The sequence below is a fragment of the Streptomyces decoyicus genome, from assembly GCF_019880305.1.
GTDB lineage: Bacteria > Actinomycetota > Actinomycetes > Streptomycetales > Streptomycetaceae > Streptomyces > Streptomyces decoyicus.
Map to the genome: position 1 here is coordinate 3,719,618 of NZ_CP082301.1, position 26,635 is coordinate 3,746,252.

24 protein-coding genes are annotated in these 26,635 nt (G+C 71.9%); 8 read left to right on the forward strand and 16 right to left on the reverse strand.

Annotated elements, in window-relative coordinates; all coding sequences use genetic code 11:
• Nucleotides 1-222: 222 nt before the first annotated feature.
• Nucleotides 223-726 (reverse strand): allene oxide cyclase barrel-like domain-containing protein, encoded by a 504-nt coding sequence (locus tag K7C20_RS16155; RefSeq protein ID WP_030080533.1) that lies wholly within the window; start codon nt 724-726, stop codon nt 223-225.
• A gap of 230 nt (nt 727-956) precedes the next feature.
• Nucleotides 957-2,540, reverse strand: coding sequence for an IPT/TIG domain-containing protein (locus tag K7C20_RS16160; protein ID WP_063781307.1), 1,584 nt, complete (start codon nt 2,538-2,540; stop codon nt 957-959).
• A gap of 473 nt (nt 2,541-3,013) precedes the next feature.
• On the opposite strand from K7C20_RS16160, the gene K7C20_RS16165 reads away from it, so the two are divergent.
• Entirely contained in the window at nt 3,014-4,198 is a 1,185-nt protein-coding gene (locus K7C20_RS16165; protein WP_078953524.1) for a thiolase C-terminal domain-containing protein, read from the forward strand.
• Between the two features lie 75 nt (nt 4,199-4,273).
• On the opposite strand, the gene K7C20_RS16170 is transcribed toward K7C20_RS16165, so the two are convergent.
• Together K7C20_RS16170 and K7C20_RS16175 are read right to left on the reverse strand one after the other, a co-directional pair.
• Nucleotides 4,274-5,473 carry a macrolide family glycosyltransferase gene (locus tag K7C20_RS16170; protein WP_053210186.1) on the reverse strand — a complete coding sequence of 400 codons (1,200 nt, stop codon included), beginning with the start codon at nt 5,471-5,473 and terminating at the stop codon, nt 4,274-4,276.
• A gap of 345 nt (nt 5,474-5,818) precedes the next feature.
• Nucleotides 5,819-6,595: a VOC family protein gene (locus tag K7C20_RS16175; protein ID WP_053208665.1), complete on the reverse strand. Its 777-nt coding sequence runs from the start codon at nt 6,593-6,595 to the stop codon at nt 5,819-5,821.
• Between the two features lie 300 nt (nt 6,596-6,895).
• On the opposite strand from K7C20_RS16175, the gene K7C20_RS16180 reads away from it, so the two are divergent.
• Both K7C20_RS16180 and K7C20_RS16185 read left to right on the forward strand, forming a co-directional pair.
• Nucleotides 6,896-8,329 (forward strand): FAD-dependent monooxygenase, encoded by a 1,434-nt coding sequence (locus K7C20_RS16180; RefSeq protein WP_030080518.1) that lies wholly within the window; start codon nt 6,896-6,898, stop codon nt 8,327-8,329.
• A 1-nt stretch (nt 8,330) separates the two neighbouring features.
• Nucleotides 8,331-9,110 (forward strand): pyridoxine/pyridoxamine 5'-phosphate oxidase, encoded by a 780-nt coding sequence (locus K7C20_RS16185; RefSeq protein WP_078952902.1) that lies wholly within the window; start codon nt 8,331-8,333, stop codon nt 9,108-9,110.
• 60 nt (nt 9,111-9,170) lie between these two features.
• On the opposite strand, the gene K7C20_RS16190 is transcribed toward K7C20_RS16185, so the two are convergent.
• The 3 genes from K7C20_RS16190 to K7C20_RS16200 form a co-directional block, all read right to left on the reverse strand.
• Nucleotides 9,171-9,659 carry a GNAT family N-acetyltransferase gene (locus K7C20_RS16190; RefSeq protein ID WP_030080516.1) on the reverse strand — a complete coding sequence of 163 codons (489 nt, stop codon included), beginning with the start codon at nt 9,657-9,659 and terminating at the stop codon, nt 9,171-9,173.
• Between the two features lie 150 nt (nt 9,660-9,809).
• Nucleotides 9,810-10,268, reverse strand: a complete 459-nt coding sequence (locus K7C20_RS16195) for a Zn-ribbon domain-containing OB-fold protein (RefSeq protein ID WP_030080514.1) — start codon at nt 10,266-10,268, stop codon at nt 9,810-9,812.
• Nucleotides 10,269-10,399: 131 nt separating this feature from the next.
• A complete protein-coding gene (locus tag K7C20_RS16200) occupies nt 10,400-10,852 on the reverse strand; it encodes a DoxX family membrane protein (protein ID WP_030080512.1) in 453 nt (150 codons plus the stop codon).
• Nucleotides 10,853-11,075: 223 nt separating this feature from the next.
• Here K7C20_RS16200 and K7C20_RS16205 point away from each other — a divergent pair, with 223 nt between their 5' ends.
• The 3 genes from K7C20_RS16205 to K7C20_RS16215 all read left to right on the forward strand — a co-directional run bounded on the left by K7C20_RS16205 (nt 11,076) and on the right by K7C20_RS16215 (nt 15,061).
• Nucleotides 11,076-11,585: a hypothetical protein gene (locus K7C20_RS16205; RefSeq protein ID WP_245170975.1), complete on the forward strand. Its 510-nt coding sequence runs from the start codon at nt 11,076-11,078 to the stop codon at nt 11,583-11,585.
• 229 nt (nt 11,586-11,814) lie between these two features.
• Entirely contained in the window at nt 11,815-14,070 is a 2,256-nt protein-coding gene (locus tag K7C20_RS16210; protein ID WP_030080508.1) for an acetate--CoA ligase family protein, read from the forward strand.
• A 22-nt stretch (nt 14,071-14,092) separates the two neighbouring features.
• Nucleotides 14,093-15,061 (forward strand): enoyl-CoA hydratase/isomerase family protein, encoded by a 969-nt coding sequence (locus K7C20_RS16215; RefSeq protein WP_078952908.1) that lies wholly within the window; start codon nt 14,093-14,095, stop codon nt 15,059-15,061.
• 120 nt (nt 15,062-15,181) lie between these two features.
• On the opposite strand, the gene K7C20_RS16220 is transcribed toward K7C20_RS16215, so the two are convergent.
• Entirely contained in the window at nt 15,182-15,823 is a 642-nt protein-coding gene (locus tag K7C20_RS16220; protein WP_245170976.1) for a hypothetical protein, read from the reverse strand.
• Nucleotides 15,824-15,831: 8 nt separating this feature from the next.
• Nucleotides 15,832-16,410 carry an RNA polymerase sigma factor gene (locus tag K7C20_RS16225; protein ID WP_078889463.1) on the reverse strand — a complete coding sequence of 193 codons (579 nt, stop codon included), beginning with the start codon at nt 16,408-16,410 and terminating at the stop codon, nt 15,832-15,834.
• A gap of 220 nt (nt 16,411-16,630) precedes the next feature.
• Between K7C20_RS16225 and K7C20_RS16230 the strand changes: the two genes are divergently transcribed.
• Nucleotides 16,631-17,245, forward strand: coding sequence for a flavin reductase family protein (locus K7C20_RS16230; protein WP_030080502.1), 615 nt, complete (start codon nt 16,631-16,633; stop codon nt 17,243-17,245).
• A gap of 59 nt (nt 17,246-17,304) precedes the next feature.
• Here the strand turns inward: K7C20_RS16230 and K7C20_RS16235 are convergent, their stop codons facing one another.
• The 4 genes from K7C20_RS16235 to K7C20_RS16250 form a co-directional block, all read right to left on the reverse strand.
• Nucleotides 17,305-18,630 carry an MFS transporter gene (locus K7C20_RS16235; protein ID WP_030080500.1) on the reverse strand — a complete coding sequence of 442 codons (1,326 nt, stop codon included), beginning with the start codon at nt 18,628-18,630 and terminating at the stop codon, nt 17,305-17,307.
• A 131-nt stretch (nt 18,631-18,761) separates the two neighbouring features.
• Nucleotides 18,762-19,832 carry a Zn-dependent alcohol dehydrogenase gene (locus K7C20_RS16240; RefSeq protein ID WP_030080497.1) on the reverse strand — a complete coding sequence of 357 codons (1,071 nt, stop codon included), beginning with the start codon at nt 19,830-19,832 and terminating at the stop codon, nt 18,762-18,764.
• A complete protein-coding gene (locus K7C20_RS16245) occupies nt 19,829-21,022 on the reverse strand; it encodes an acyl-CoA dehydrogenase family protein (RefSeq protein WP_030080495.1) in 1,194 nt (397 codons plus the stop codon). The genes K7C20_RS16240 and K7C20_RS16245 overlap by 4 nt, the downstream gene beginning before the upstream one ends.
• A 205-nt stretch (nt 21,023-21,227) precedes the next feature.
• Nucleotides 21,228-22,136, reverse strand: a complete 909-nt coding sequence (locus K7C20_RS16250; RefSeq protein ID WP_030080493.1) for an SDR family oxidoreductase — start codon at nt 22,134-22,136, stop codon at nt 21,228-21,230.
• 108 nt (nt 22,137-22,244) lie between these two features.
• Here K7C20_RS16250 and K7C20_RS16255 point away from each other — a divergent pair, with 108 nt between their 5' ends.
• Nucleotides 22,245-23,171: a cyclase family protein gene (locus K7C20_RS16255; RefSeq protein ID WP_053208578.1), complete on the forward strand. Its 927-nt coding sequence runs from the start codon at nt 22,245-22,247 to the stop codon at nt 23,169-23,171.
• 340 nt (nt 23,172-23,511) lie between these two features.
• On the opposite strand, the gene K7C20_RS16260 is transcribed toward K7C20_RS16255, so the two are convergent.
• The 3 genes from K7C20_RS16260 to K7C20_RS16270 form a co-directional block, all read right to left on the reverse strand.
• Nucleotides 23,512-23,997 carry an ATP-binding protein gene (locus tag K7C20_RS16260; RefSeq protein ID WP_053208577.1) on the reverse strand — a complete coding sequence of 162 codons (486 nt, stop codon included), beginning with the start codon at nt 23,995-23,997 and terminating at the stop codon, nt 23,512-23,514.
• Between the two features lie 472 nt (nt 23,998-24,469).
• The gene (locus K7C20_RS16265; RefSeq protein WP_030080487.1) at nt 24,470-25,468 is read right to left on the reverse strand and encodes an acyl-CoA dehydrogenase family protein; all 999 of its coding nucleotides are present in this window, start codon (nt 25,466-25,468) and stop codon (nt 24,470-24,472) included.
• A gap of 7 nt (nt 25,469-25,475) precedes the next feature.
• A complete protein-coding gene (locus K7C20_RS16270) occupies nt 25,476-26,630 on the reverse strand; it encodes an acyl-CoA dehydrogenase family protein (RefSeq protein ID WP_053208576.1) in 1,155 nt (384 codons plus the stop codon).
• Nucleotides 26,631-26,635 lie beyond the last annotated feature (5 nt).

Consider the following 26,635-nt stretch of genomic DNA (forward strand, 5'->3'; position numbering starts at 1 on the left):
TCAGACCTGACGGGCCGTCATAGTAGGGACGGGGGGTGCACTTTCCTAGGGCGAGTTCGCAAAGTCCCCGGAGGGGAGGAAGACGACCCGGCGGGGCTGCAGGCCCCAACAGCCATGCCCCTGCCCCGACTTCACCATAGAAGTCGGGGCAGGGGTGCCGGGGCCCGGCGAGCGGGCCGGGATGTCCGGGCCGCCCGCCGCCCTGGGAGCCTTCCCGCCGCGTCAGAGGGTGAGATGGACCGTGAGCTGCGATTCCGTGTCACTGACGTTGACGACGTGGAGGAAGCCGTGGGCCGTGCGGTAGCGCCCGGTGCCTCCGGTGATCGCCAGGTCGATGTTGCCGGGGCCGGCGGCGGTGACGGTGAACCGGCCCTGCACGGTGAGCTGCCCCTGGGAAAGGGACAGATCGCCCGCGCACTGGAGGTCGAACTCATCCGCGGGCGCGAACCGGGTCAGCGTGCAGATCTCGCTGTAGGTGCCGACCGCGAGGCTGCCGCGGAAGAGATTCCCGCTCAGGACGAATTCGTCCCCCAGGCTGGGGCCGCCCGACCCGTCCACATCGACGAGACCGCCCTGTGTCTGCTTCGCGACCAGCTGGAAAACTTCCCCTCTCGGGGGATTGGGCCCGGATCCGGTACCGGTGGAAGCCGATGCCGAGGGTGCACAGAAAAGGAGGGCCGCCAATCCGGCGGCCGCACTCAGAGCGACATGCTTGAAGTGACGCACGGTTTTCTCCTCTGGGACTGGAAGGGAAGTGCACTGGCTATGGCCATGAAATGCGGTAATGGTGCAGTAATTCCCGGCCGATATCGCAGGGACGCCAGGACGCAATTGCGCAGTCACGCCGCGGCGCCGCGAATCCCGCCCCTGACCGGCCGGGGGCTCGGCGTTCCGGGGGCGCCGCTCGGGCAGGCCGGGTCCGCCGCGCGGCCGGCCGGTCGTGGCGCCCGCAGGGATCAGATATCGGGGCCGGAGACGTAGGTGAACGATCCGGAAGGCGTGCCTCCGGGGCCGGTGACGGTGACGGTGACGGTGCCAGGGGCGCCACTGGGCGGGGACGTGGCGGTCACGGTGGTGTCGGAGACGATCTCGAAGGGCGCCGGGACGCCGTTGAAGGTGACCTGGTCGGTGGTGGACAGGCCGGTGCCGGTGACGGTCACCACGGTGCCGCCGGAGGTCGGTCCCGAGTCGGGGCTGACGCCGGTGACGCTGGACGGGCTGACGTAGGTGTAGGTCAGCCCGTCGGCGCTCCCGCCGGCGGTGAACACGGTGACGGCCACGCCGCCCGGCCCCGGGGCACCGGCGGCTCTGACGGTGACCTGCGTGTCGGAGACGCTTTGGATGACGGCTCGGGTGGGGCCGAAGTACACGTCGATCGCCCCGGCGAGGTTGCGGCCGGTGATGACGATCTCCTCGTCGCTGCCGGCGACGGGGCCCGCGGCGGGGCTGATGCCGGTGAGGGCGGGCAACGGCATGTAGTAGAAGAATCCGAGGGAGCCGGTGCCGCCCGGGGTGGTGATCGTCACGGGGACGACACCGGATCCGGCGGGAGTGGTGACGGTCAGCGAGGTCGCCGTATTGGCGGTGATGGCGGCCTGGGCGGTACCGAAGTGCACAGCACTGGCATTGGACAGGTGGTGACCGGTGAGCGTCACCCTCGTTCCGCCGGCCGTGCGCCCCTGGTCGGGAATCACCGTCGTCGCCATGTCCCCGACGGTGCCGGCTTCGGAGTTGCTCACGTAGGCGTGTGTGCCGTCGGGGAAGACCACGAGGCCGGTGGGGCCGGCCCCCACGCCGATGTTCTCGACGACGGTGCGGGTGGCGGTGTCGATCACGCTCACCGTGTCCGGGAGGGAATTCGCCACGTACACATGGGCGCCGTCGGGGCTCGCCGCCAGGAAGCGCGGCTGGCCGCTGACACCGATGGTGGCGGTGACGGCGCCGGCCGCGGTGTCGATCACGCCCACCGTGGAGGTGGCGACGTTCGTGACGTAGACCTCGGCCCCGTCGGGGGCCACCGCCAGCAGGATGGGGACGCCGCCGACCGGGATCGTGACCACGACGGTGTCCGTGGCGGTGTCGATCACGCTCACGGCGCCGGAGAAGAGGCACGCCACATAGGCGCGGGTCCCGTCCGGGGTGAGGACCAGGCCGATCGGCCCGTCCCCGACGGTGATGGTGCCGGCGACGGTGTCGGTGGCCGTGTCGAGCACGCTCACCGTGTTGCCGGCCTGCTGTGTCACGTAGAGGCGGGTGCCGTCCGGGGTGAGCGCCGCCATCGCCGGGCCCGACGCCACGGGGATGTTCGTGATGATGGCGTTCGTGGCGGTGTCGATCACGCTGACGAGACCGTCGCCGGAGACCGTCACATAGCCGCGGGTGCCGTCCGGGCTGATCGCCACGAAGGAGGGGCCTGCCCCCGTGGGGATGGTGCTGGTGACGGTGTCGGTGGCCGTGTCGATCACGCTCACCGTATTCGAGCCCTGGTTGGCCACATATGCGCGGGCCGCACCAGGGGCGAGGCTGATTCCCCCGGGCATGGTACCCACGGGAATCACGGCCCCCGCTAAGAATGCGGCACTTACTCCGGGGCCGGGCACCTGGCCGGGCGCAGGAAATTCTGACGTATAGGCGAACATGACACTCCCTGAGGCAGGCGGGACGACCTTGTCCCGCACACGGAAATGCCTGCTTCACCGTATGGGCAACAGCGAGCAGCAAACCGGCCGAAGTGGGGCCGGTGAATTACACACAGCGAATGGAGAATACCCTTCCGGGGAAAGCATTTGAAGCCCGCTTCCATATCTCCGATTCTCGGATAATCGCTTTAGTTCGGCTTCCTCGCCAGGCGGGCGGACAGGTCCCCGGGCGGGCCTGGCCGCCCGGGGGACCGGACGGGCGCGGGGTCGGCACCGGGGCGACACCGGGCCGACACCGGGCGGACCCGGGGTCGGGAGCCGAGCGACCCCTCGCACCCTGCCCGCCCCCCGATATCTGATGTACCGTCAGATTCATGACTTCAGGGACCCCTTACGGGAATCGCAGGGTCGCCGTCGCCGGAGTGGCCCTGTCCGACTGCGGACGCGTGGACGAGGCCACCCCGTACGCCCTGCACGCCCAGGCGGCCCGCCGGGCGCTGGCGGACAGCGGTCTGGACCGTTCGGTGATCGACGGCTTCGCCTCTGCCGGCCTGGGCACTCTCGCGCCCGTCGAAGTCGCCGAATATCTGGGACTGCACCCCACCTGGGTCGACTCGACCTCGGTCGGCGGCTCCACCTGGGAGGTGCTGGCCGCACACGCCGCCGACGCGATCGCCGCCTGCCATGCCGACGCCGTGCTTCTCGTCTACGGTTCCACCGCCCGCGCCGACATCAAGGCCGGGCGCCGTACCGCGAACCTCTCCTTCGGGGCCCGCGGCCCGCTCCAGTTCGAAGTCCCCTACGGGCACACCCTGATCGCCAAATACGCCATGGCCGCCCGTCGCCATATGCATCAATACGGCACCACCCTGGAGCAGTTGGCCCAGATAGCCGTCCAGGCACGCGCCAATGCGGCGGCCAACCCGGATGCCATGTACCGCGACCCGATCACCGTCGACGAGGTGCTCTCCGGCCCGGTGATCGCCGACCCGTTCACCAAACTGCACTGCTGCATCCGCTCCGACGGCGGCTGCGCGGTCCTGCTCGTCGCCGAGGACTACGTCCACGACCTCGCCAAGCCCCCGGTGTGGGTGCTCGGTTCCGGCACCGCGGTCTCGCACACCACCATGTCGGAGTGGGAGGACTTCACCGTCTCGCCCGCCGCGGTCTCCGGCCGGCTGGCCTTCGAGCGCGCCGGTGTGCGCCCCGACGAGATCGACCTCGCCGAGCTCTACGACGCCTTCACCTATATGACCCTGGTGACGCTGGAGGACCTCGGCTTCTGCGCCAAGGGCGAGGGCGGGGCATTCGTCGAGAAGGGGCGGCTGCTGCGGAACGGGGAATTGCCGGTCAACACCGACGGGGGCGGGCTGGCCGCCTGCCACCCCGGTATGCGCGGCCTGTTCCTGCTGGTCGAGGCGGTACGCCAACTCCGCGGCGAGGCCGGCCCGGACCGCCAGGTACGCAAATCCGGCGGCGCACTCCCCCAGCTCGCGGTCGCCTCGGGCACGGGCGGCTGGTTCTGCTCCTCGGGGACGGTGGTGCTGGGGCGAGGGTGAGGGGAGGGGCAGGGGTGAGGAGGAGGCCGACGGGGGCCGGGCCGACCGGTGGCGCCCGGCCCGGCCCCCTGGGCGTCAGCGCAACCGCTCCTCGATCAGGTCCGCGGCCCGTCGGGCGCCCCCCGCCGCGCGGGCCTCGGCCCGTAGCTCGGCCGAACGCGCGGCGACCTGCGGATCAGTGGTGAGCTCCAGCAGCGCGCGGCGCAGCGCCGCGGCCGTGGCATCCGCGGTGTCGATACGGCGGGCGACGCCCAGCTCGGCCAGCCGGTCGGCGTTGAGGAACTGCTCGGCGCCCTGCGGGACGGCGATCATCGGCACACCCGTGTACAGCCCCTCACTGCTGCCACCCATCCCCGCATGCGTCACAAACGCGTCCGCCTGCTCCAGCACCGCCAACTGCGGTGCCCACGACCGCACTTCGATGTTCGCGGGAATCCGCTCACCCAGCTCCGCCGGATCGGTGTACTTGCCGATCTGTAGCACCACATGCCACCCCGGCAGCTCCCCGAACGCCGCCACACACTGCCGGTAGAACTCCGGCTGCCGCGTGTACGCCGAGCCCAGCGACACCAGCAGCACCTTCTCCGCACCGGCCGGCCGCGTCCAACCGCCCTGCTCCGCACGGCTGCCGAGGCACGGCCCGACGAAGGTCACCGCTTCGGTGTCGACCCGGTCCGCATGCGGCTGCATGGCGCGCGGGATCATCGCCACCGCCCGGCGCGGCCGGCCGGCGTACGCGTCCACCTCCGTGGTGACCGCACCGCACCGGGCCAGCCACTCGGCGAACCGCGCCTGGTAGGCATCCGCCCCCGGCAGCCCGGCGAACATCGCGCCGATCTCCTCCTGGGCCCCCTCCCAGCCCACAAAGGTCGGTGACAGCTGGACGAGGTCACGGCCCTGCGCCTCGGCCAGCGCGCGGGCGGAGTAGGAGGCGATGTCGTAGAGGTAGAGGTCGGCGGGGTCGTCGCCGTATGCGGTGTGCAGCTGCGGCAGCACCGCGATCGCCTCGTCGAGGAAGAGCGAGGCGGCGGCAACGGGATCCTGCGGCCAGTCGTTGTCCGCGACCGGCAGGGTGGTGGAGTAGCGGACGAACTCGGCGCCGGTGGGGGCGATCAGCCCGGCCGCATGGTCGGCGTTGGCGTACGTCACACGATGGCCGCGGGCCACCAACTCCCGGATGATCTCCAGGCTGGGCAGCACATGGCTGACCATCGGCGTGCCGATCATGGCGATATGGGCGCGCGCAGGGGCAGGGGCAAAGTCGGAGGAACGCATAGGACCAGGACTTCCTTCGGTACAGAGCTACGGAACGGGGACACGGAAGCCCGACGGCCCAGGCGGCACCGCGCGACAGCGGCAACGAAGCCGGTCGCGCTGCGGGCACGCCTGGGTGCGGGCGGGGCGGCGGAGCGCCCTCGGCCGTGTCAGCCGTAGATCTGGAGGAAGTGCATGGGGGCAGCGTAGGCGGGGCCCCCGGGGCGGGGCGAACGAATTTATTCCGTGACGGTGGGGTGGCGGCCCGGCGGGACGGCGCCGGGCCGGGACGGGACGGGACGTTGGCAGGACGGGGGGCCGGACGAGGCGGGAGGGGCGGGGCGGGGTGTCGCTCCCGTCCCGCGCCTAACTGGCCGGCGACGGGCGGGTGATGACGCTGAAGGACGTGCCGAAGGGGTCGGTGATCGCGGCCATCCGGCCGTAGGGGGCGTCCTCCGGGGTGCCTGCGGTGCCGCCCGCTGCGACGGCGAGGGCCACCAGCTCGTCGGTGTCCGCGACCTCGAACACGGTCTGCCAACGGGACGCGGGGGCCGCGGGGTCGCCGAAGATACCGCCGATCTCATGGCCGTCCGGGCGGCGCAGGAACGTGAAGTCGAAGCCGGGGAGTTCGTCGTTGCCGTCGAGCGTGAAGTCGAAGACGGTGGCGTAGAAGCGGCGGGCGGGGCCGGGGTCCGGGCAGGCGAGGTCGTTGCGGACCAGTGCGCAGGGCTCGTTGACCAGCTCGCAGCCCGCCAGCGTACGTCCCTGCCAGAGGCCGAAGCGGGCGCCGGTGGGATCCGCGACGACGGCCGTACGCCCCAGGTCCGCCACATCCGCCGGCGGAACGAGCACCGTCCCGCCGCTGACGACGATCTGCTTGGCCGTACGGTCGCAGTCGTCCGTGGCGAGGTGGACATGCCACCAGGACTCACCTTCGGCATCGGCGGCGGAGACGGGCCGCAGCACCGCCACCCGCCGGCCGCGCAGCAGACACAGGGTGAAGGGGCCGGTGGCCGCCGACCGCTCCTCGTACTGCCAGCCGAACAGCGCGCGGTAGAACGCCTTCGCACGGCCGAGGTCGGGGACCCCGAGGTCGATCCATGTCGGCGTTCCGAGCGGCTGGTTGGTGCTGACCTTGCTCAACTTCTGCTCCTTCGCGGTGACGCTGCCAAGGCCGACGCTAGTGAGGATCAAGGTCAGGACGTGTCCTACATGGGACGCCTCTGCGCGGCCTCACCGACAAGCACCGTGGACGAACGCCAGGGGCAAGCTCCATAAACATGCGCCATAGACAAGCGTCATAGACATGCGTTTAAGACGCTTGTATAGTCAGCCCACCGGTCCAGTGAGCACATGACACACGCAACACGACCGAGCGCCGTGATCCGTGATCACCCGGCGCAGTCCGTGCAGGAGCACCACGGCCCCGAAGGGAACCCCGCCATGTCCGACACCGGCCCCTCCCCCCGCAGCGCAGCGCCCCGGACCGTACTGATCTCCGGCGCGAGCATCGCCGGCCCGGCGCTCGCCTACTGGCTGCACCGCTACGGCTTCGCGGTGACCGTCGTCGAGCGCGCCCCCGCGCTGCGGACCGGCGGCTACAAGGTCGACATCCGGGGCGCCGCGATCGAGGTCGCCGAGCGGATGGGCCTCCTGGGGGACATCCAGCGCGCCAGTACGGACATGCAGACCGGCGCGTATGTGAACGACGACGGCAAGCGGATCGCCACCCTGCCCGCCGATATCTTCGGCGCCCGGGTCGGCCGTGACGACGAGATCATGCGCGGCGATCTGGCGCGCATCCTCTACGAGCGCACCCGGTCGGACGTCGAGTACCTCTTCGACGACTCGATCACGTCAATCACGTCGATCACGTCGATCACGTCGATCACCTCGACCCCCTCGACCACCTCGATCACTTCGATCACCGAGCGAGCGGACGACCACCGCGAAGTCGACGGCGTCACAGACTTCGACGGCGCCGACGGTATCGACGGCGTCGACGTCACGTTCGAGCATGCCGCTCCCCGCCGCTTCGACCTCGTCGTTGGCGCGGACGGCCTGCACTCGACCGTCCGGCGGCTGGCCTTCGGCCCGGAAGAGCGGTTCGTACGGCACCTCGGGGCGTATATCAGCGCCTTCTCCATGCCCAATGAACTGGGCCTGGACCGCGAGGAGTTGTACCACGCCCAGCCCGGCAGGCTGATCTGTGCCTACAGCTCCGCAGGGGACCCGGCCGCCAAGGGCCTGCTCGTCTTCCGTTCACCGCGGCTGACCTACGACCACCGGGACCCGCAGCAGCAACTGAAGCTGCTGGAGGCGGCGTTCGAGGGCGTGGGGGTGGCCGGCTCGCCGGCCGGAGGCTGGGGCCAGGTCCCCCGGATGCTCGAAGCAGCCCGTGAGGCGGGCGACTTCTACTTCGACGGGATGCAGCTGATCGAGATGGACCGCTGGTCGCACGGCCGGGTGGTACTGCTCGGCGATGCCGCGCACTGCCCCTCACCTGCGTCGGGGCAGGGCACGGGGATGGCGCTGGTCGGCGCGTACGTCCTGGCCGGCGAGCTGGCGGCGGCCGGCCGCGCCCCGGAGGAGGCCTTCGGGCGCTACGAGAAGGAGATGCGCGGCTATGTCGCGGTCAATCACGCGCTGGCGAGGAAGTTCGCCCGGGAAATGACGGCGGACACCCGGCGGCAGATCCGGTTCCGGCATCTGATGATGCGGATCCTGCCCTACCTGCCGTGGAAGAACGTGATCGCGAAGAAGATCGCGGAGGATGTCCAGCGAGCCGCCCTCGCGATCACACTCAAGGACTATCCGGTACCGAACCGCGCCGCCGGCCCCGCGCCGGCCGCCACACGCCCCACGTACGCTGCCTGACATGACTGATCATCCCGGGCACCAGGACCCGCCGGACGCCGCTTCCACCGGCGCCACCGCGCACGAACCTGCCGTGCACGATTCCGACGCGCACGATTCCGCCGCGCACGGCTCCGACGCCGCGGACGCCCGCGCGTTCCGTGAGCTGCTGCGCGGGCTGCGCGTCTGGGACGTCGAGCTGCCGTCGTTCGACCCGGCAACGGCCCCGGACGAGCCGCTGCCACTGTTCCGGCAGTGGCTGCGGGAGGCCGCCGAGGCCGGTGTCCCCGAGCCGCACACCATGACGCTGGCCACGGCGGACGCGTCCGGCGCCCCCTCCGTACGGACCCTGATGCTGCACGACGCCGACGAGCGGGGCTGGCACTTCGCCTCGCACCGCGGCAGCCGTAAGGGCCGCGAGCTGGCCGTGCGGCCGCGGGCGGCGCTCGGCTTCTACTGGCCGGGGGTCGGCCGCCAGGTGCGTGTCCGGGGGTCGGTGACCGCGGCGGGACCCGAGGAGAGCGCGGCGGATCTGCACCGCCGCTCCACGGGTGCGCTGGCCGCTGGGCTGGTCGGCCGGCAGAGCGAGGTGCTCGGCTCCACGGAGGAGCTGGCGCGCGCCTCGGACGCCGCATGGGAGCGGGCCCGGCGCGAGCCGGAGGCGCCGGTGCCGAGCTGGACGCTGTACGTGCTGCGCGCCGAGGAGGTCGAGTTCTTCCAGGGTGATGCGCGGCGCCGCCACATCCGCCTCAACTACCGCTACGCGGGCGGCCGTTGGGTGCAGGAACTGCTCTGGCCGTGAGGGGCGGCCGGCGCGGGCTCCCCTCACGGGCGGCCGGGGCGGGCGCCGCCCCGCTCGCCCTCACAGCTGCTGATACATGATGTGCAGCCCCACATAGCCCTTGGTGGGGTGCCGGAAGCCCTCGGGCAGTGTCGTCATGATCTGGAAGCCCAAAGACTGCCAGAGGGCGACCGCGCCGGTGTTGGTCTCCACGACGGCATTGAACTGCATCGCGCGATAGCCTTCCGCGCGGGCCCACGCCAGTACGTGTTCGCCCAGCGCCCGCCCGACGCCGCGCCCGCCGTACTGCGGGTCGACCATGAAGCTGGCGCTGGCGATATGCGCGGCGCCGCCCATGTGGTTGGGGTTCATCTTGGCCGTACCGAGCACCGTGCCGGAGTCGTCGACGGCGACGACCGTACGGCCGGGCGCCGTCAGCATCCACATCTCGCGGGCCGTCGCCTCGTCGATGTCCCGCGGATAGGTGTAGGTCTCCCCGGCCGCCACGATGGCATGGAGGAAGGGCCAGATGGCGGGCCAGTCGCCCGCGGTCGCCTCACGAATCAGCACGGCCACAGCATCCCGCGGACCCGCAGGGGCCGCCACCGCAATGCGTCGCGGCCCTGAACGGCAAGGTGGGCGCGTGAGCCCAGGATCGGCGCCGGGGCTCAGGGACGGCGACGCGAGGCCCCAGGGCGGGAACTCAGGGACGCGCCCGCGTCACGCGGGCCGGAAAACAGGGATGGCGACCCTCCCGTCCTCGCCTTCGCCCGCGCCTTCGCCTTCACCCTCGCCCTCGCCCTCGCCCTCGCCCTCGCCCTCGCCCTCGCGACGGAAGTGCACCGCGAGCGGCATCCCGATCCGTAGTTCCGGCTCCGGGCAGTCGGTGATCTCGGTCATCATCCGGGGGCCTTCGACGAGATCGACCACGGCCGCGACGTACGGGACCCGCTCGCCGAACGGCGGGAGATCGTTACGGTGCACGACGGACCAGGTGTAGAGGGTGGCGCGGCCGGTGGCCGGCTCCCAGACCACGTCCTCGCTCCAGCAGTACGGGCAGAACTCACGCGGGTAGTGATGGGCCGCACCGCACCCCTCGCCCCGGCAGCGGCGGAGCAGCAGCCGCCCCTCGGCCGCCGCGGCCCAGTACGGCCTGGTGAAGGCATCCACCTCCGGCAGGTCACCACGCGCCGCGCTCCGGGCCCCGCTTCGCGCCGCGCTCCGCGGCGCACCCGGCACAGCACCCCGCGCCGCATATGACCCGGCACCCGGCGTCCCCGCCGCCCCGCCCACCCCGGCCACCCCGGCCATCACGAGAACACCCCCATCACGTCATCGAGTGACCATGTCTGCCAGCTCATCGTGAACAGGGCGACCAGGGAGATCAGCGCCATCATGGCGTTCTGCCCCTGCTCCGCCCAGTCGTGGATCATCAGCACCAGATAGAGCAGGTTGAGCACCAGGCCGGCAACCAGCGCGATCGGGGTGAGGAACCCGAGGACGAGGCCGAGCCCGAGGGCCAACTCGGCGTAGACCACGAGGTACGCCATCGCCTTGGGCCGGGGCCGGACGACCGCATCGAAGCCGCTGCGCACCACGCGCCAGCGGTGTTTGCCGGCCACATCCCCGGCCCACGCGATGCCCGTACCGCGCTCGAACCAGCCCCTTTTGTCCTTGTGCCGCCAGCTCTCCAGCCACCACAGGCCGAGGCCGATGCGGAGCACGGCCAGCCACTCGGCCCCACCGAGCCAGATCGTCTGCATCCCGCACACCCTCCCGCTGCCACGCCGGGTGCCCGGCATCGGCGCGTCCCACCGCACACACCGCGCACACCGGCACACACCTTCCCACCGCTTCTGACGGTACGTCAGTTCAGCCGAAGCAGAGCCTTCGCGCAAGGGGCCCCTACGCGATCCACCTGCACCCGTCGGCCATGGGCGGCCAATTGCGTCGCGTGGGCGGTGGCCGCTCGTCAGAATGATGACCATGCAGCGCATCGAGTTCCTGAACTACCCCGCAAGCGGCCAACTGCCGGGCCTCCTATGGGGCATTCGTATCGACGGCACGGATCTGCGCGCGTACACCGCCGACGCCACCCGCGACCTCTGGCGACAGGAGCACGAGGAGGAGAGCCCGGCCGAGAACGAACTCTTCCTGCTCCATCAGCACGGCGGCCTCTCGCTCCGGGAGGTCGGCGACCCCGTACGCCATTTCCTCGGCGACCCCGCCCCGGAGTTCGCCGATCCCCCCACCGGCACCACCCCGGTCCTGGGCTGCTCCTGCGGGGTCTGGGGCTGCTGGCCCCTGCTGACGATCATCACCGCCACCCCGGAGACCGTCATCTGGTCCTCCTTCCGGCAGCCCTTCCGCAAGGAATGGGGCGAGCTTCCCATGGGCCCGTACGCCTTCGACCGACCCGCCTACGAGGCCGCACTCGCAGCCCCGGTCCGCGTCACCGAGGACCCCCTGGGGTCGAGCAGCGAGACGATGCCGTGACCTGCGCCCCGGCACCATGCCGCATCCGTCGGGCCGAGCAGGGCCGCGCAGCCCGCGGGCCGCGTTGCATGCCGTCCGCACGACTCAGGCGGAGCCCGGGGCCCTGCAAGCACCGGCTCCCCGCAAGCTTTACCGTGCACGCCCATTCCTGACATGCCGTCAGTTCAGTAATCTGACTATGCGTCAGGTACTGAGAATGAGAGGCCTCACACAGGAGCGGGCGTCTGCGATGCTTGGATCGACTCACGGCACCCTCACCACTCACTCCCGGCCGGCCCGCGTCGTGGCCTGTGGGGAGCAACCACCACACACCGTCCACGGCATGAGTGAACCGCACTCCGGCGACGGCGGACAGGGCGCCGGCGCGGTCGACCGCGATGTCAGCGGGCGCCCGCTGCACGCTCCGGTGCCCGACCTGGACCGGTTCTTCCGGCCCGGGTCCGTGGCCGTGATCGGCGCCTCGGACAGCGAGGGCCGGCCCAACACCGGGATCACCCGCCAGCTGGTCGCCTGGGCGGAGCGCGTCGGCGCCCGGCTCCACCCCGTCAACCCGGGGCGCACCGAGGTCTTCGGGCGGGCCTGCCATGCCACCGTCGCCGATCTGCCGGAGACCGTGGATCTCGCCGTCCTCCTCGTCGGCGATCCGCTGACGGTCATCGAGCAACTCGCCGAGGCCAAGGTCAAGTTCGCCGTGGCCTTCGCCTCCGGTTTCGCCGAGACCGGCGAGCGCGGCGCGGCCGCCCAGGCCCGGCTGGCCGAGGCCGTCGAACGCTCCGGGCTGCGGCTGCTCGGACCGAACACCAACCTCAACGCCTTCGAGAAGTTCCGCGAGGACCTGGACGGCCCGGCCATCGCCCTGATCACCCAGTCGGGCCACCAGGGCCGCCCCGTCTTCAGCCTTCAGGAACTGGGCGTCCGTCTCTCGCACTGGGCCCCCACCGGCAACGAAGCGGATCTGGAGACCGCTGATTTTCTCTCCTACTTCGCCACCCGTCCCGAGGTCGGCGCCATCGCCGCGTATGTGGAAGGCCTCAAGGACGGCCGCAGCTTTCTGCTCGCCGCCGACCGGGCCGCCCGCAACAAGGTGCCCGTCGTCGCCGTCAAGGTCGGCCGCACCGAGACCGGCGCCCGGACGGCCGCCTCGCACACCGGCAAGCTCACCGGTGCGGACGGCGTCGTGGACGCCGCGATGCGGCAGTTCGGCGTGATCCGGGTGGACGGGCTCGACGAGCTCCAGGACACCGCTGCGCTGCTGGCCCGCGCCAAAGAGCCCACCGCCGAGGGCGTCGCCGTCTATTCGATCTCCGGTGGCACCGGCGCGCACTTCTCCGACCTGGCGACCGCGGCGGGGTTGCGGCTGCCCACCCTCGGCGCCGCCAAGCAGGCCGAACTGCACCAGTGGATACCGGACTACCTCGACGTCGCCAATCCGGTCGACAACGGCGGGCACCCGGTCGGTGACTGGCGCGGCCGTAAGATCATCGACGCGATGCTGGCCGATCCGTCCATCGGCGTACTGATCTGCCCGATCACCGGGCCCTTCCCGCCCATGAGCGACAAGCTCGCCCAGGATCTGGTGGACGCGGCGGAGCAGACGGACAAGCTGGTGTGTGTGGTGTGGGGCTCGCCGGTCGGCACGGAGGACGCCTATCGCGGCACCCTCCTCGGCTCCTCGCGGGTGGCGACCTTCCGCACCTTCGCCAACTGCATCACGGCCGTACGCGCCTACCTCGACCACCACCGCTTCGCCACCGGCTACCGCTCGCCCTTCGAGGACGCCCCTCGCATACCGTCCCCGTCCGCGCGCAAGGCCAAGGCCCTGATGCGTCCGGGCCAGCCGCTCAGCGAGCACGCGGCCAAGCAGCTGCTGCGCGCCTACGGCATCCGGGTCCCGCGCGAACAGCTGGTGACCAGCGCGGCGGCGGCCGTACGGGCGGCGAGCCTGGTCGGCTACCCCGTGGTCATGAAGGCCTCGGGCCCCCAGCTGGCGCACAAGAGCGAACTCGGCCTGGTCAAGGTCCAGCTGACCTCGGCCAGCCAGGTCAGGGACGCCTACCGGGAACTCACCGACATCGCCCGTTACGAGGACGTCCCGCTGGACGGCGTACTGGTCTGCCAGATGATCGAGCGGGGTGTCGAAATGGTCGTCGGCATCACCCACGACAGCCTCTTCGGCCCGACCGTGACCGTCGGCCTCGGCGGGGTGCTCGTGGAGGTGCTCCAGGACGTCGCGGTGGGTATCCCGCCCTTCGGTGAGGACCAGGCCCGCGCGATGCTCGACGAACTCCGCGGCCGCGCCCTGCTGGACGGCGTACGCGGCGCACCGCCCGCGGATGTGGATGCGCTGGTCGAGGTCGTGCTCAGGGTGCAGCGGATGGCACTCGAACTCGACGGCGAACTGGCCGAGTTGGACATCAATCCGCTGGTGGTCCTGCCCCGCGGAGAGGGCGCCGTGGCCCTCGACGCGCTCGCCATCTGCCCTTGACACCCCTGGGAGCCGCTCCCCCATGACACCCTCACCGTCCCCCCGTTCCGATCCCCCGGCCGCCAGGCCGGAGAGCCCTGTCACGCCCGTCGGGCCTGTCACGCCCGCCCGCCCCGGCGAGCTCAGCAAGCCCGGCAAGCGCGGCCAGCCCGTAGACGGCGCCGCGCGTCCGCGTCCCGATGCCCCCGGCCCCGCGGACTCCGTCCCTTCATTGGTACTGCACGCCACTGACAACGGCGTCTCGTGGATCACCCTCAACCGGCCGGAGGCGATGAACGCCGTCACGTGGGAGCAGCGCGAGCGCCTCATCGGCCTGCTCGCCGACGCCTCGGCCGACCCGGACGTACGGGCTGTCGTCATCACCGCGACCGGCAGGGGCTTCTGTGCGGGGGCCGATCTGCGCGGATCGCCGTCGGCGGGGGAACGGGTCGCCGGTGACGTCGCCCGGATGATCCGAGGCGGCGCCCAGCGGCTGATCACGGCGGTGCTGGACTGCGAGAAGCCGGTCGTCGCCGCCGTCAACGGCACCGCGGCCGGGATCGGCGCCCACCTCGCGCTCGCCTGCGACCTGGTGCTGGCGGCCGAATCGGCCCGTTTCATCGAGGTGTTCGTACGCCGCGGGCTGGTCCCGGACGGCGGCGGTGCCTACCTCCTGCCGCGGCTGATCGGCCCGCAGCGCGCCAAGGAGCTGATGTTCTTCGGCGACGCGGTCCCGGCCGCCGAGGCGGCGCGATGGGGTCTCGTCAACCGGGTCGTCCCGGACGGCGAGCTGGCGAAGACGGCCAGGGAGTGGGCGGAGCGGCTGGCGGCCGGCCCGACCCGCGCACTGGCCCTGACCAAACAGCTGGTCAACGCCTCGCTCGACACCGACCGCGGCACGGCCTTCACTGCCGAGGCCGCCGCCCAGGAGATCAATATGACGACGGCGGACGCGCAGGAGGGGGTCTCCTCGTTCGTGGAGCGCCGAACACCGACGTACCGGGGACGATGACCCGAGCCGGACGCACCGGGGACGGCGAACCGAACCGGACCGAACCGAACCGGACCGGACCGGACCGGACCCGCCCCGAGCCGGGCCCACCGGGCCCCCACCACCCCACTCCCCCCTACTTCACCCCTCAGCGCACTCCGGCACCTCCCGGGTGTTCCGCGTCCGCACCCCCGGTAGCCATCCCTGCACCCCCAGCCCGCTGGTGACCAGATACCAGCGGGTGGAGGTGATGCCCGCTTCGTCGCGGACCATCCGGCCGTCGGTCACCACACAGCGCGCGGCCAGGCCGTCGCCATGCCAGACCCGGCCGGCGGCGTTGCCGCGCGCGGCGTACTGGGCGCGCGGGTCCTTTGCCAGCCGCAGGGCGCACTCCAGGGAGCGGCCGGTGCGGCAGGCCTGTTCGCTGTTGTAGACCGTGATCTTCACCGTGCGGGACGGGCCCGCCGGCTGCACGGAGACGGGCCCGGGGCGCACCAGCCACCACACCCCCAGCGCCACCGCGGCCACCGTCGCCGCCACCACGAGCGCGACCGTGTACGGCCGGGGCAGGGCGGCCAGGGAGGGCGCCGGTGCGGGGCCGGACTCCCTGATGCGGCCCCACAGGCCGGGCGGGGTCTCGATCTGTTCGTCCGCGAGCCGTAGCCGTGCGCGCAGCAGCGCCTCGGCATCGTCCCCGGCGCCGTCGCCGCGGCCACCGCCGACGTCCCGGCCGCAGCCGCCCGTTCCGCCCGCACCGCCGTCGTAGCGTGGCCCCACACCCACCGTGCCGCTCACCTCCCGGCCTGCCCGTGCTCCGATTCAACGAGGTAGGCGCGCAGCCTGTCCAACGCACGGGCGCGATGGCGGGCGGCGGTGCCACGATGCACTTTCATGATCTTTGCGGCCTGGTCGATGGTGTAGCCGTCGAGGTCGACGAGGATGACGATGCCGGCCTGCCGGTGCGACAACTTCCCCAGCAGGCGCACCGCTTCGATCTCGGCCTGCCGCCGCTCCACCCCGCCGTCCCAGCCACCGCCCGCAACACCGGGCCCCGCGCCGCCGCCCGCCCCGGCGTCCTCGACGCCGTCCATACCGTCGACCAGCACCTGGCGGCGGTCCTTGCGGTAGGCATCGCGGGCGACGTTGAGCACGGCGGTGAAGGCGTAGGCGTACGGCTCCGGATGGGCGAGGAAGCGCTGCGGACGGGCCGCGAGTCTGAGATACGCCTCATGCACCACGTCCTCCGCGGACTGTCTGGATCCGGCCAGCATCACCGCCCTCCGGTAGAGCCGGGGCAACAGCCCGCAGAAGACCTCGTCGAAGGTGGGTGACGCGGCAGACGAAGCTGACGACGATGTCGCATCGGCCATGAACCGGAACTCTCCCCCGTGCTCGGCTACGGACGCGGCCGCGGTGGACGCTACCCGTGCGGACGACACGCAATCAGGAATCCACTCACCAATCTCCCGCGAATCCACCAAGATCAGCCCCGATCGCCCGGCAAACCACACGTGTGGGTGGCCGGCGCTCCCGACCCTTCACATCTGACGCCTCATCAGATTCAATAAAGGCATGATGGGACACGCGGGAATGGCGGCCACGGCCGTGCGGTATCTGCGCTCCGTCGGCGCGCCCACCACGGCCGCCGCACCGGCCGCCGCGCCCGCCGGGCCACGTGCGCGGCCCGCGCTGCGGGCGGTGCGCGACGACGAGCGCGCCCCGTTGGACCCGGCCGAATTCCGCTCCGTCCTGGGGCACTTCGCCAGCGGCGTCACGGTGATCACGTCGCCCGGGGAGCCCGGACCGGCCGGGTTCGCCTGCCAGTCCTTCGCCTCGCTCTCCCTCGACCCGCCGCTGGTGACGTTCATGGTGGCGCGCACGTCGACCACCTGGCCCCGGATCGCCCGCGCCGGGGTGTTCTGCGTCAACATCCTCGGCGCCGGGCAGGGCGCACTCTGCCGCGCCTTCGCGGTCAGCGGCGGCGACAAGTTCGCCGGTGTCCGCTACGGGGCCGCGCCCGCGACCGGTTCACCGCGGCTGGCGGACGTCCCCGCCTGGATCGACTGCACGGTCCACGCCGTGCACACCGGCGGCGACCATCTCATCGTGGTCGGCCGGGTCGACGCCCTCGGCACGGACCCGGCCGCCGCCGGGAGCGGCCCGCTCCTCTTCCACCGGGGCGCCTTCGGGCACTTCCGTGCGTGAGTGCGGACGCTGCGGACGCTGCGCTCGCGCGGTGACGTGCCGAAGGCGGCGCCGGCGGCCTATGCAGTGGCCGGCCGCGCCGTCGCCGCGCCCGTGCGCCGCTGCCGGATGATCAGGGCCATCAGCGCCGCGACGGCGCACAGCGCACCCGAGGCGTACCAGACCGGGTTGTAGGTGCCGAAGGCGTCGCGGGCCAGGCCGCCCAGGAAGGCGATCAGGGCGGCGCCCACCTGGTGCGCGGCCAGCACCCAGCCGAAGACGATCGCGCTGTCGTCGCCGTAGTGCTCGCGGCACAGGGCGATGGTCGGCGGAACGGTCGCCACCCAGTCGAGGCCGTAGAAGACGATGAAGAAGACCATCGGCGGGTGGACGGTGTCGGACAGCAGCAGCGGCAGGAACATCAGCGACAGTCCGCGCAGGCCGTAGTAGACGGCGAGCAGCCGGCGGGTGTCGAAGCGGTCGGTGAACCAGCCGGAGGCGATGGTTCCGGCGATATCGAAGATGCCGATCACCGCGAGCAGCGAGGCGGCCGCCGTCATCGGCATGCCATGGTCGTGCGCCGCGGGTACGAAGTGCGTCTTGACCAGTCCGTTCGTCGTGGCGCCGCAGATCGCGAAGGTACCCGCCAGCAGCCAGAAAGGACCCGTACGCGCCGCCGAGACGAGTGCCCGCACCGCGCGCCGGGCCGCGCCCCGCTGCGGCGGCGGCTTGGCGACGAACTCCTGTGCCCCGTACGGCGCGAGGCCCACATCCGCCGGGTGGTCGCGCAGCAGCAGCCACACCAGGGGGACGACGGCGAGCGCGGCGAGCGCGACGGTCACCGCGGCCGGCCGCCAGTCGTGCCGGTCGACGATCCAGGAGAGGGCCGGAAGGAAGACCAGCTGCCCGGAGGCGCCGGCCGCGGTGAGGATGCCGGTGACCAGACCGCGCCGCGCGGTGAACCAGCGCCCGGTGACCGTCGCCGCAAAAGCCAGCGCCATCGAGCCGCTGCCCAGGCCGACCAGGACGCCCCAGTACAGGACGAGTTGCCAGGCGGCGGTCATGAAGACGGTCAGCCCGGCACCGGCCGCGATCACCGTCAGGGCCGTGGCGACCACCCGCCGGATGCCGAACCGGTCCATCAGCGCGGCGGCGAACGGCGCCGTCAGCCCGTAGAGCGCGAGGTTCACCGACACCGCGAAGCCGATGGTGCCGCGCGACCAGTGGAACTCGGTGTGCAGCGGGTCGACGAGCAGGCCGGGGAGGGAGGCGAAGCCGGCCGCGCCGATGATCGTGAGGAAGGTGACGGCGGCGACGGACCAGGCCCGGTGCGGGCGCCGCCGACGGGGTACGGGGGCAGCGACGGGGTCCGCCGTACGCAGGGGCAGTTCGGGTGTCTGGGTCACCGCAGCAGCTTCGCCCGGCACCCCGGACGGAACGAGTGGCCGGAAGGCCAGGCTTCCACAGGATCGGGCCATGGCCCCCTGGAACGTGGCTCGGGGTCACCCCGGTCCCGCGGTGACCCGAAAGGCACGCCCTACCCGAACGTCAGCACCGCCCGCGCCACCCGCCCATGGTGCGCATCGTCCGCCGCCTTCGCGAAGTCCTGCACCGGATACGTCTTGGTCACCAACTCGTCGAGCAGCAACCGCCCTTCGCGATACAGCCGGGCGTAGAGCGCGATGTCCCGCTGCGGGCGGGACGACCCGTAGCGGCAGCCCAGAATCGACTTGTCGAGATACATCGACGACACCCGGAACGACGCCTCCGCGGTGGCCGGCGGCACACCGAGCAACACCACCTGGCCGTGCCGGTCCAGCAGATCGATGGCCTGCCGGATCAGCCGGGTGCTGCCCACGCACTCGAAGGCATGGTCGGCGCCGGTCGGCAGGATCTCCTTCACCGCCTTGACGCCGTCCGTGACCGCCGACGCGTCGATGAAGTGCGTCGCCCCGAACTGCCGCGCCGCCGCCTCCTTCGCGGGGTTGGCGTCCACCGCCACGATCACCGACGCCCCGGCGATCCGCGCCCCCTGGAGCACGTTGAGGCCGACACCGCCGGCCCCGATCACCACGACCGAGTCCCCGCGGTCCACCCGCGCCCGGTTGAGCACCGCCCCGACCCCGGTCAGCACCCCGCACCCGATCAGCGCGGCCGAGGCCGGCGGAATATCGTCGGCGATCTTCACCGCCTGCACCGCCTTGACGACCGTGCGCTCCGCGAACGCCGAGTTCGAGGCGAAGCTGAACAGCTCGGTATCGCCCCGCCGGAACGGTTTCTGCGGCATCCCGATCGCCTTACGGCACATCGTCGGCCGCCCCCGGTCGCACTCCGCACACGCCCCGCAGTTGGCCAGTGTCGACAGCGCGACATGATCGCCGGGCGCCACATGCCCGACGCCCGCGCCCACGGCCTCGACCACCCCCGCCCCCTCATGCCCCAGCACCACCGGCACCGGAAACGGAATGGTTCCGTCGACCACCGACAGATCGCTGTGGCACAACCCGGCGGCCCGGATGCCGACCAGCACCTCGCCCGGTCCCGGATCCCGCACCTCCAGATCGTCCACGACCCGGGGCTGCTCGCCGTCGAATATGACGCCCCTCATGTCCGCTCCACTCTGGGCAGGCCGAGCACCCGCTCGGCGATGATGTTGCGCTGGATCTCGTCCGAGCCGCCGTACAGGGTGTCGGCCCGGGTGAACAGGAACAGCCGTTGCAGGGCGTCCAGTTCGTACGGCGCCTGCGCGGTCCAGTCGGCGGGCCCCAGCGCCGCGGCGGCCCCCCGCACCCGCATCGCCAGCTCCCCGAGCCGCTGATGCCAGCCGCCCCACAGCAGCTTCGCCACACTCGGTGCGCCGGCATCCCCGGCCGCACCCAGGGTCCGCAGCGCGTTCCACCGCATGACCTTCAACTCGGCCCACTGGCGGACAAGTTGGTCGCGCAGCACCGGATCTCGCAGCGCACCGCAGCGCACCGCCGCCCCGAGCACCTCGTCCAGCTCCGTCGCGAACCCGATCTGCTGGACGAGCGTGGACACCCCGCGCTCCCGCGCGAGCAGCCCCATCGACACCCGCCAGCCCGCGCCCTCCCCGCCCACCACATGCCCGGCCACCGCACCGTCGAAGAACACCTCGTTGAACTCCGCCGTCCCCGACATCTGCCGGATCGGCCGTACCTCGACGCGCCCCGGCTGGTCCATCGGCACCAGCAGGAACGAGAGCCCCCGGTGCCGCCGCCCGGCCGGATCCGTCCGCGCCAGCACAAAGCACCAGTCGGCCTCCCCGGCCAGCGACGTCCAGATCTTCTGTCCGCTGACGCGGTAGCCGGCACCGTCCCGGACCGCCACCGTCCGCAGCCCCGCCAGATCCGACCCCGCATCCGGCTCGCTGTAGCCCTGGCACCACAGCTCCTCGCCCCGGGCGATGGCCGGCAGAAACCGCCGCCGCTGCGCCTCGTCCCCGTACGCGATCAGCGTCGGCGCCAGCAGGTTCTCCCCGATGTGCCCCACCCGCCCCGGCGCCCTGGCCCGCGCATACTCCTCGGCCCACACGACCTGCCGGGTCGGACCCGCCGAACGGTTTCCGTACGCCCCTTCCGCGCACTCCCACCCGAGCCCGATCCACCCACCGGCCCCGAGCTCCCGCTCCCACGCCCGCCGCGCGTCCGCCCCCTCGTGCTCGCTCCCCGGTCCGCCGCGCCCCACCAACTCCGCGTAGGCGCCTACGAGATGACTCTCCAGCCACTCACGAGCCTCCGCCCGGAACTCCTCATCCCCGCACCCGAACTCAAAGTCCACGAAGACCTCCCACGCCCGCCCCCACGAAGCCTTTCCCCACCCACCCACGGGAGGGGCCGCGCCGCAGGACGAAGTCCGGAGGAGCGGCACCGCACCCGACAACACCACGCCCGCCGCAGGCGCAACGGCGAACAACCCCCACGGCGGGAAGGCCGAAAACGTGGGCCACGCCTCGCCGCCGCACCCGGCAACGTACAAAAACCACCTACTGGTTGGGCCGCGCCTTCGCCGCAGCCGCCGCAGCGCTCGCCGCCACCTGCGCAAGCATCGGCATCGGATCGGTCCCCACCGACCCCGGCAGCACTTCCGCCACCCGCTCCGGCGTCCAGCCGCCCCCGTCGGCATACACGGAGCGAAGCTCCCTCGGCTGGGCCCATACGGCGATCTTCGGCCCGGCCACCGTGTACACCTGCCCGGTGATCTCCCGGGCCTGCTCGCTGAGCAGATAGACGACCAGCGCCGCCACGTCCTCCGGCTCGCCGATCTCCGTCAGCTCCATCGGCACGTTCGCCGACATCCGGGTCCGCGCGACGGGCGCCACCGCATTGGCCGTCACCCCGTACTTGTGCAGCCCCAGCGCGGCGCTCCGCACCAGCGAGATGATCCCGCCCTTCGCGGCCGCGTAGTTGGCCTGGGACACCGACCCCTGGTGGTTCCCGCTGGTGAAGCCCACCAGGGTCCCCGACCCCTGCCGGCGCATGACGGCCGACGCGGCCCGGAAGACCGTGAACGTCCCCTTCAGGTGGGTGGCGACCACCGGGTCCCACTCCTCCTCGGACATGTTGAAGAGCATCCGCTCCCGCAGAATCCCGGCCACGCACACCACGCCGTCGATCCGTCCGAACTGCGCCAGCGCGGTGTCCACGATCCGCTGCCCGCCGGCCATGGTGGACACGTCGTCGGCCACCGCGGCCGCCACGCCCCCGGCCGCCTCGATCTCCTTCACCACGGATTCGGCGACCTCGCCGCTGGGTGCGCCGCCCTCGACGGAGACCCCGTAGTCGTTGACGACCACCTTGGCGCCCTGGTCCGCGCAGGCGAGAGCCACCGCCCGGCCGATACCGCGGCCCGCCCCCGTTACGGCGATCACTTTGCCGGCCAAGAAGTTCCCCATGCCGTGACCCTTCCCGCAGTTTCTGACGGACCGTTAGATTTTTGAGCAGACGCGGGACGAACACAAGACCCGGGGCCGAACCGAACCCAGCCATCCCGAGGAGTGCCCATGCCCCTGCCGCAGGAGTTCCACGACATCGCCAAGCGCGTGAACAACTGGGGGCGTTGGGGGCCGGACGACGAGATCGGAACCCTCAACCTGATCACCGATCAGGTCGTACGGGAGGCCGCCGGCTGCATCCGCAGCGGCCGCCGCATCCCGCTCGCGCTCCCGCTCCGGCAGGACGGCGTACAGACCGGCATGATCCCCGGCCGGGTGAACCCGCTGCACACCATGACCGCCATCAACCAGGAGATCTTCGGCCCCGGCACGGTCGCGACCTCGGACGACGCGGTCACGATGGGCCTCCAGGCCGCGACCCACTGGGACGGCCTCACCCATGTCTCGCACTCCGGGCGGCTCTACAACAACCGCCCCGCCGCCTCGGTCACCGCGCACCACGGCGCCACCGCACTCGGCATCGAAAAGGCCACCCCGATCGTCTCCCGCGGGGTCCTGCTGGACGTGGCCCGTGCGCACGGCACCGACCGGCTGCCCGGCGGGCACGCCGTCACCCCTGAAGACCTGGACGCCGCCGAGGAGTTGGCCGGGACGAAGGTACGGGCCGGTGACATCGTCCTCGTACGGACCGGGCAGCTGCGGCACTACCTCGCCGGTGACCGGCAGGCCTACGCGTTCCCGTCACCCGGCCTGTCCCTGCGCACCCCGGAGTGGTTCCACGCCCGCGATGTCGCGGCGGTCGCCAACGACACCCTGACCTTCGAGATCTTCCCGCCGGAGATCGAGAACCTGTGGATGCCGGTGCACGCGCTCGATCTCGTCGAGATGGGCATGCTCCAGGGCCAGAACTGGAATCTGGAGGAACTGTCGACGGCCTGCACGGAGGCGGGCCGCCGGTCGTTCCTGCTGTCGGCGATGGCCGAACCGTTCGTCGGCGGATCCGGCACACCGGTCGCGCCCGTGGCGATCCTCTGACCGGGCCGCGTCGGGCCGCCGGCCCCCACGGCCGGCGGCACGACGGCGCCCGGACGGCCAGGTGGCGGTGCGCTCAATGCGCGCCCCGAGCACGGCACTGCGGACCGCCACCCGTCCCCGGCTTCCGCCGGGGCCCGACCAGGCCGCGATCCGCACTCGTCAAGGCCCCGGACCGGTATCCCGGCTCCCCCACGACCTCGGCGTCCCCTCGCGGCGAATCGCTCCACCCAAGAGTGATCAACTGAACACGCCACGTCAACACCTGGTCTGGACTAAATTCGATACACCCGATTTGCCGCACCCGACGGCATCGCACCGGCCATGCACCGAACGGCGTGGATCACGCCCGGTGCGTCACGGCATGCGGCGCCGTGCGAGGGGATTCATAGGCCCCCAGGTCGGACCCTGCCGCCATCAGCAGCGGCTGGCAGCGGTCCACCTCGCACCAGATCCGCTTGCCGCCGCCCTCCTGCTGCCAACCCCAGCGGTCGGCCAGACCGTCGACCAGCTCCAGGCCGCGACCGTTGGTGTCGTCACCGTCCGCGTGCCGCTGGCGTGGCGGGCGGGCACTGGCGTCCACCACTTCGACCCGGACCGTGCCCACCACGGCTCCCGATCCGGAGAAGCACATCCGCAGCTCGGCCGCCGCGCCGGTGTGCACCACGGCGTTGGTGACGAGCTCGGAGATCAACAGGATCAGCGTCTCCGCAAGCGGCTCGTCGACCCCTATACCGGAACCCACGAGCCGCGACCGGGCCCACCGCCGGGCCCTCCCCACCTCCGCGGGGTCGGGCCGTACGTCCAACTGCACCTGAAGCACCTGCACCGCTCACACCATCCGAACCGGCGGAAACATCGCCTCGCGCCTCCACGGAGTCACGGTGCGTGACCCCGGCGATGCACAGCATGGTTGACGTTGAGTCACCCCAACAAGCGCTTCGGGCATATTCCAGCGCAAGGGAGTATGCGTCCTGCATACTGTGCGACGCACTTTGCGGGGAGTCGAACAAGGGGGGCGACCACGCCCTGCCCAAGGGCGAGCGGCGCGCAGTCCGTACCCCGGAGCCGTCTTTCCGACGACACCGGGTTCGTTGCGCCACAGAACCACTCGCACCCAACGGAGCGTACCCGAGCGGAACGCCGACTCCCCCCTGTGACGAGTCACGCCTAGGACACAACCCGATATCGACACTCCGTGACCGCTTCTGTGTGCGGAGTCCGACATTTCGCATACGGGCTGCCAGAGTCCGACATCACCGGGCGCCGGGCGCCGCCTGACGGCCTCCGCGCCGCCGCCGTCAGGCGATCAAGCCCGCCGCCAGCAGTTCCTCAGCCTCGTGCGCCACTTCCCAGCGCGCGGCCCGCAACCACGCCCGCTTGAGGTGGAGATGGACATCGGCTTCCCAGGTGAAGCCCATTCCGCCGTGGACCTGCAGACAATCCCGCGCGTTGTCCACCGCGGCCTCGTCGGCGAGCAGCTTCGCGGCAGTGACGTCGAGAACACTCTCCGTGACCGACGCCGCATATACCGCACTTCGTGCCATTTCCGCCCGTACGAGCATCTGCGCGCACAGATGCTTGACCGCCTGGAACGAGCCGACGGGGGCACCGAACTGCTCGCGTTCACGGGCGTGGCGCACCGCCATCTCGACCGTACGGGCCGCACTGCCCAGCTGCTGCGCCGCGGTGAGCAGCGTGGCCTCGCGCCGGAGCCTGGGGACATCCAGGGCCAGGGGCTCGGTACGCGGCAGGCCCGTGACGCGGGCGAGCGGGGTGAGGGGATCGACGGAGGCGAACGGGGCGCAGGCCACCCGGTCCGGCGCACTCCGGTAGGCGCTGCCCGTGCGCCCCTGTGCGCCCCCGGCCCCGTCCCCGGCCCCGTGAGCGGGCGGTCCCGCACCACCCTCCACCAAGATCAACTCATCGCAGTCGGCCGGGTGTTCCCACAGCACCGGCTCCCGCTCCCCCTCGCACAGCCCGGCGATCTTCTCGCCGGACGCGACACCGTCCACCGCCCCGGCCAGCAGCTGGCACGCCACAAGCGGCCCCGGCAGCAGCGCCCGCCCGGCCTCCTCGAGGACCAGCACCGCTTCCGGCAGCCCGAGCCCGACCCCGCCGGCCTCCTCCGGCAGCCGCAACGCGAAGAACCCGGCCGCGCCCAGCTCCCGCCACAGCGCACGGTCCAGTGCCGGGTCACCGACCGCGGCCCGCAGCCGGTCCCGGCCGAACCGCCCGGCCAGCAGCTCACGGGTACCGTCCCGCAACGCCCGCTGGTCCTTGGTGAGTTGGAAGTGCACGGCCCGGTCACCGCCCCTTCGGCAGGCCGAGAATCCGCTCGGCGACGATGTTCTGCTGGATCTGCGAGGTACCGGCCGCGATGGTGTACGAGAGCGACGACAGCCGGTCCGCGACCCACTCGTGGTCCGCGTCCAGCGCCCCGGCGCCGAGGACCTCGGCGGCCGTGTCGTACAGCTCCTGGCGGGCGTGCGAATAGCGCAGTTTGAAGACCGAGCCGCCGGTTCCCGGGACGCCGCCGCCTTGTTGTGCCTCGCTCACGTTCCACTGGGTCAGCCGCCACAGCGCCGCGAACTGTGCGTTCAGCCGGCCCAGTCTGCGGCGCAGCACGGCATCGTCCCAGCGGCCGTTGGCGCGCGCCGCCCGGGCCAGCGCGCCGAGCACCCGGCGGCAGGCCACCACCTCGCCGACGAAGGCGGTGCCGCGCTCGAAGGACAGCGTCACCATCGTCACCCGCCAGCCGTCGTTCTCCGCGCCGACGCGGTGGGAGACCGGTATCCGCACCCCGTCGAGGAACACCTCGGCGAACTCCGCCGAGCCGGCGAGGGTGCGCAGCGGCCGGACCGTCACCCCGGGAGCGTCCATGGGCATCGCCAGCCAGCTGATGCCACGGTGCTTGGGCGCGGCCGGGTCGGTACGGACGAGGAGTTCGCACCAGTCCGCGACCTCGGCGTGCGAGGTCCAGATCTTGGCGCCGCTGACGACGTAGGTGTCCCCGTCGCGCACGGCCCGGGTGCGCAGCGCGGCGAGGTCGGAGCCGGCGTCCGGTTCGCTGAAGCCCTGGCACCAGATCTCGTCGCCGCGCAGGATCGGCGGCAGCCAGCGGGCACGCTGTTCGGCGGTACCCTCGGCGGCCAGGGTCGGCCCCGCGTGCAGCAGCCCGACGAAGTTCGCACCGACGTAGGGTGCCCCGGCGCGCTCGGTCTCCTCCAGGAAGATCAGATGCTGGGTGGGGGTGGCACCCTGCCCGCCGGCGTCCTCCGGCCAGTGCAGGCCCGCGTATCCGGCGTCGTACAGCATCCGCTGCCAGGCCGTGTCGTACGCCCGCCGGCCCGGCCAGTCGGTCGCGGCGGGCTTCGCGGGGAGGCCCGGCAGCACCGTGCCGAGCCAGCTGCGCAGCCGCGCCCGGAAGTCCTCCTCTTCCGGTGTGTACGTGAGGTCCATGGCGG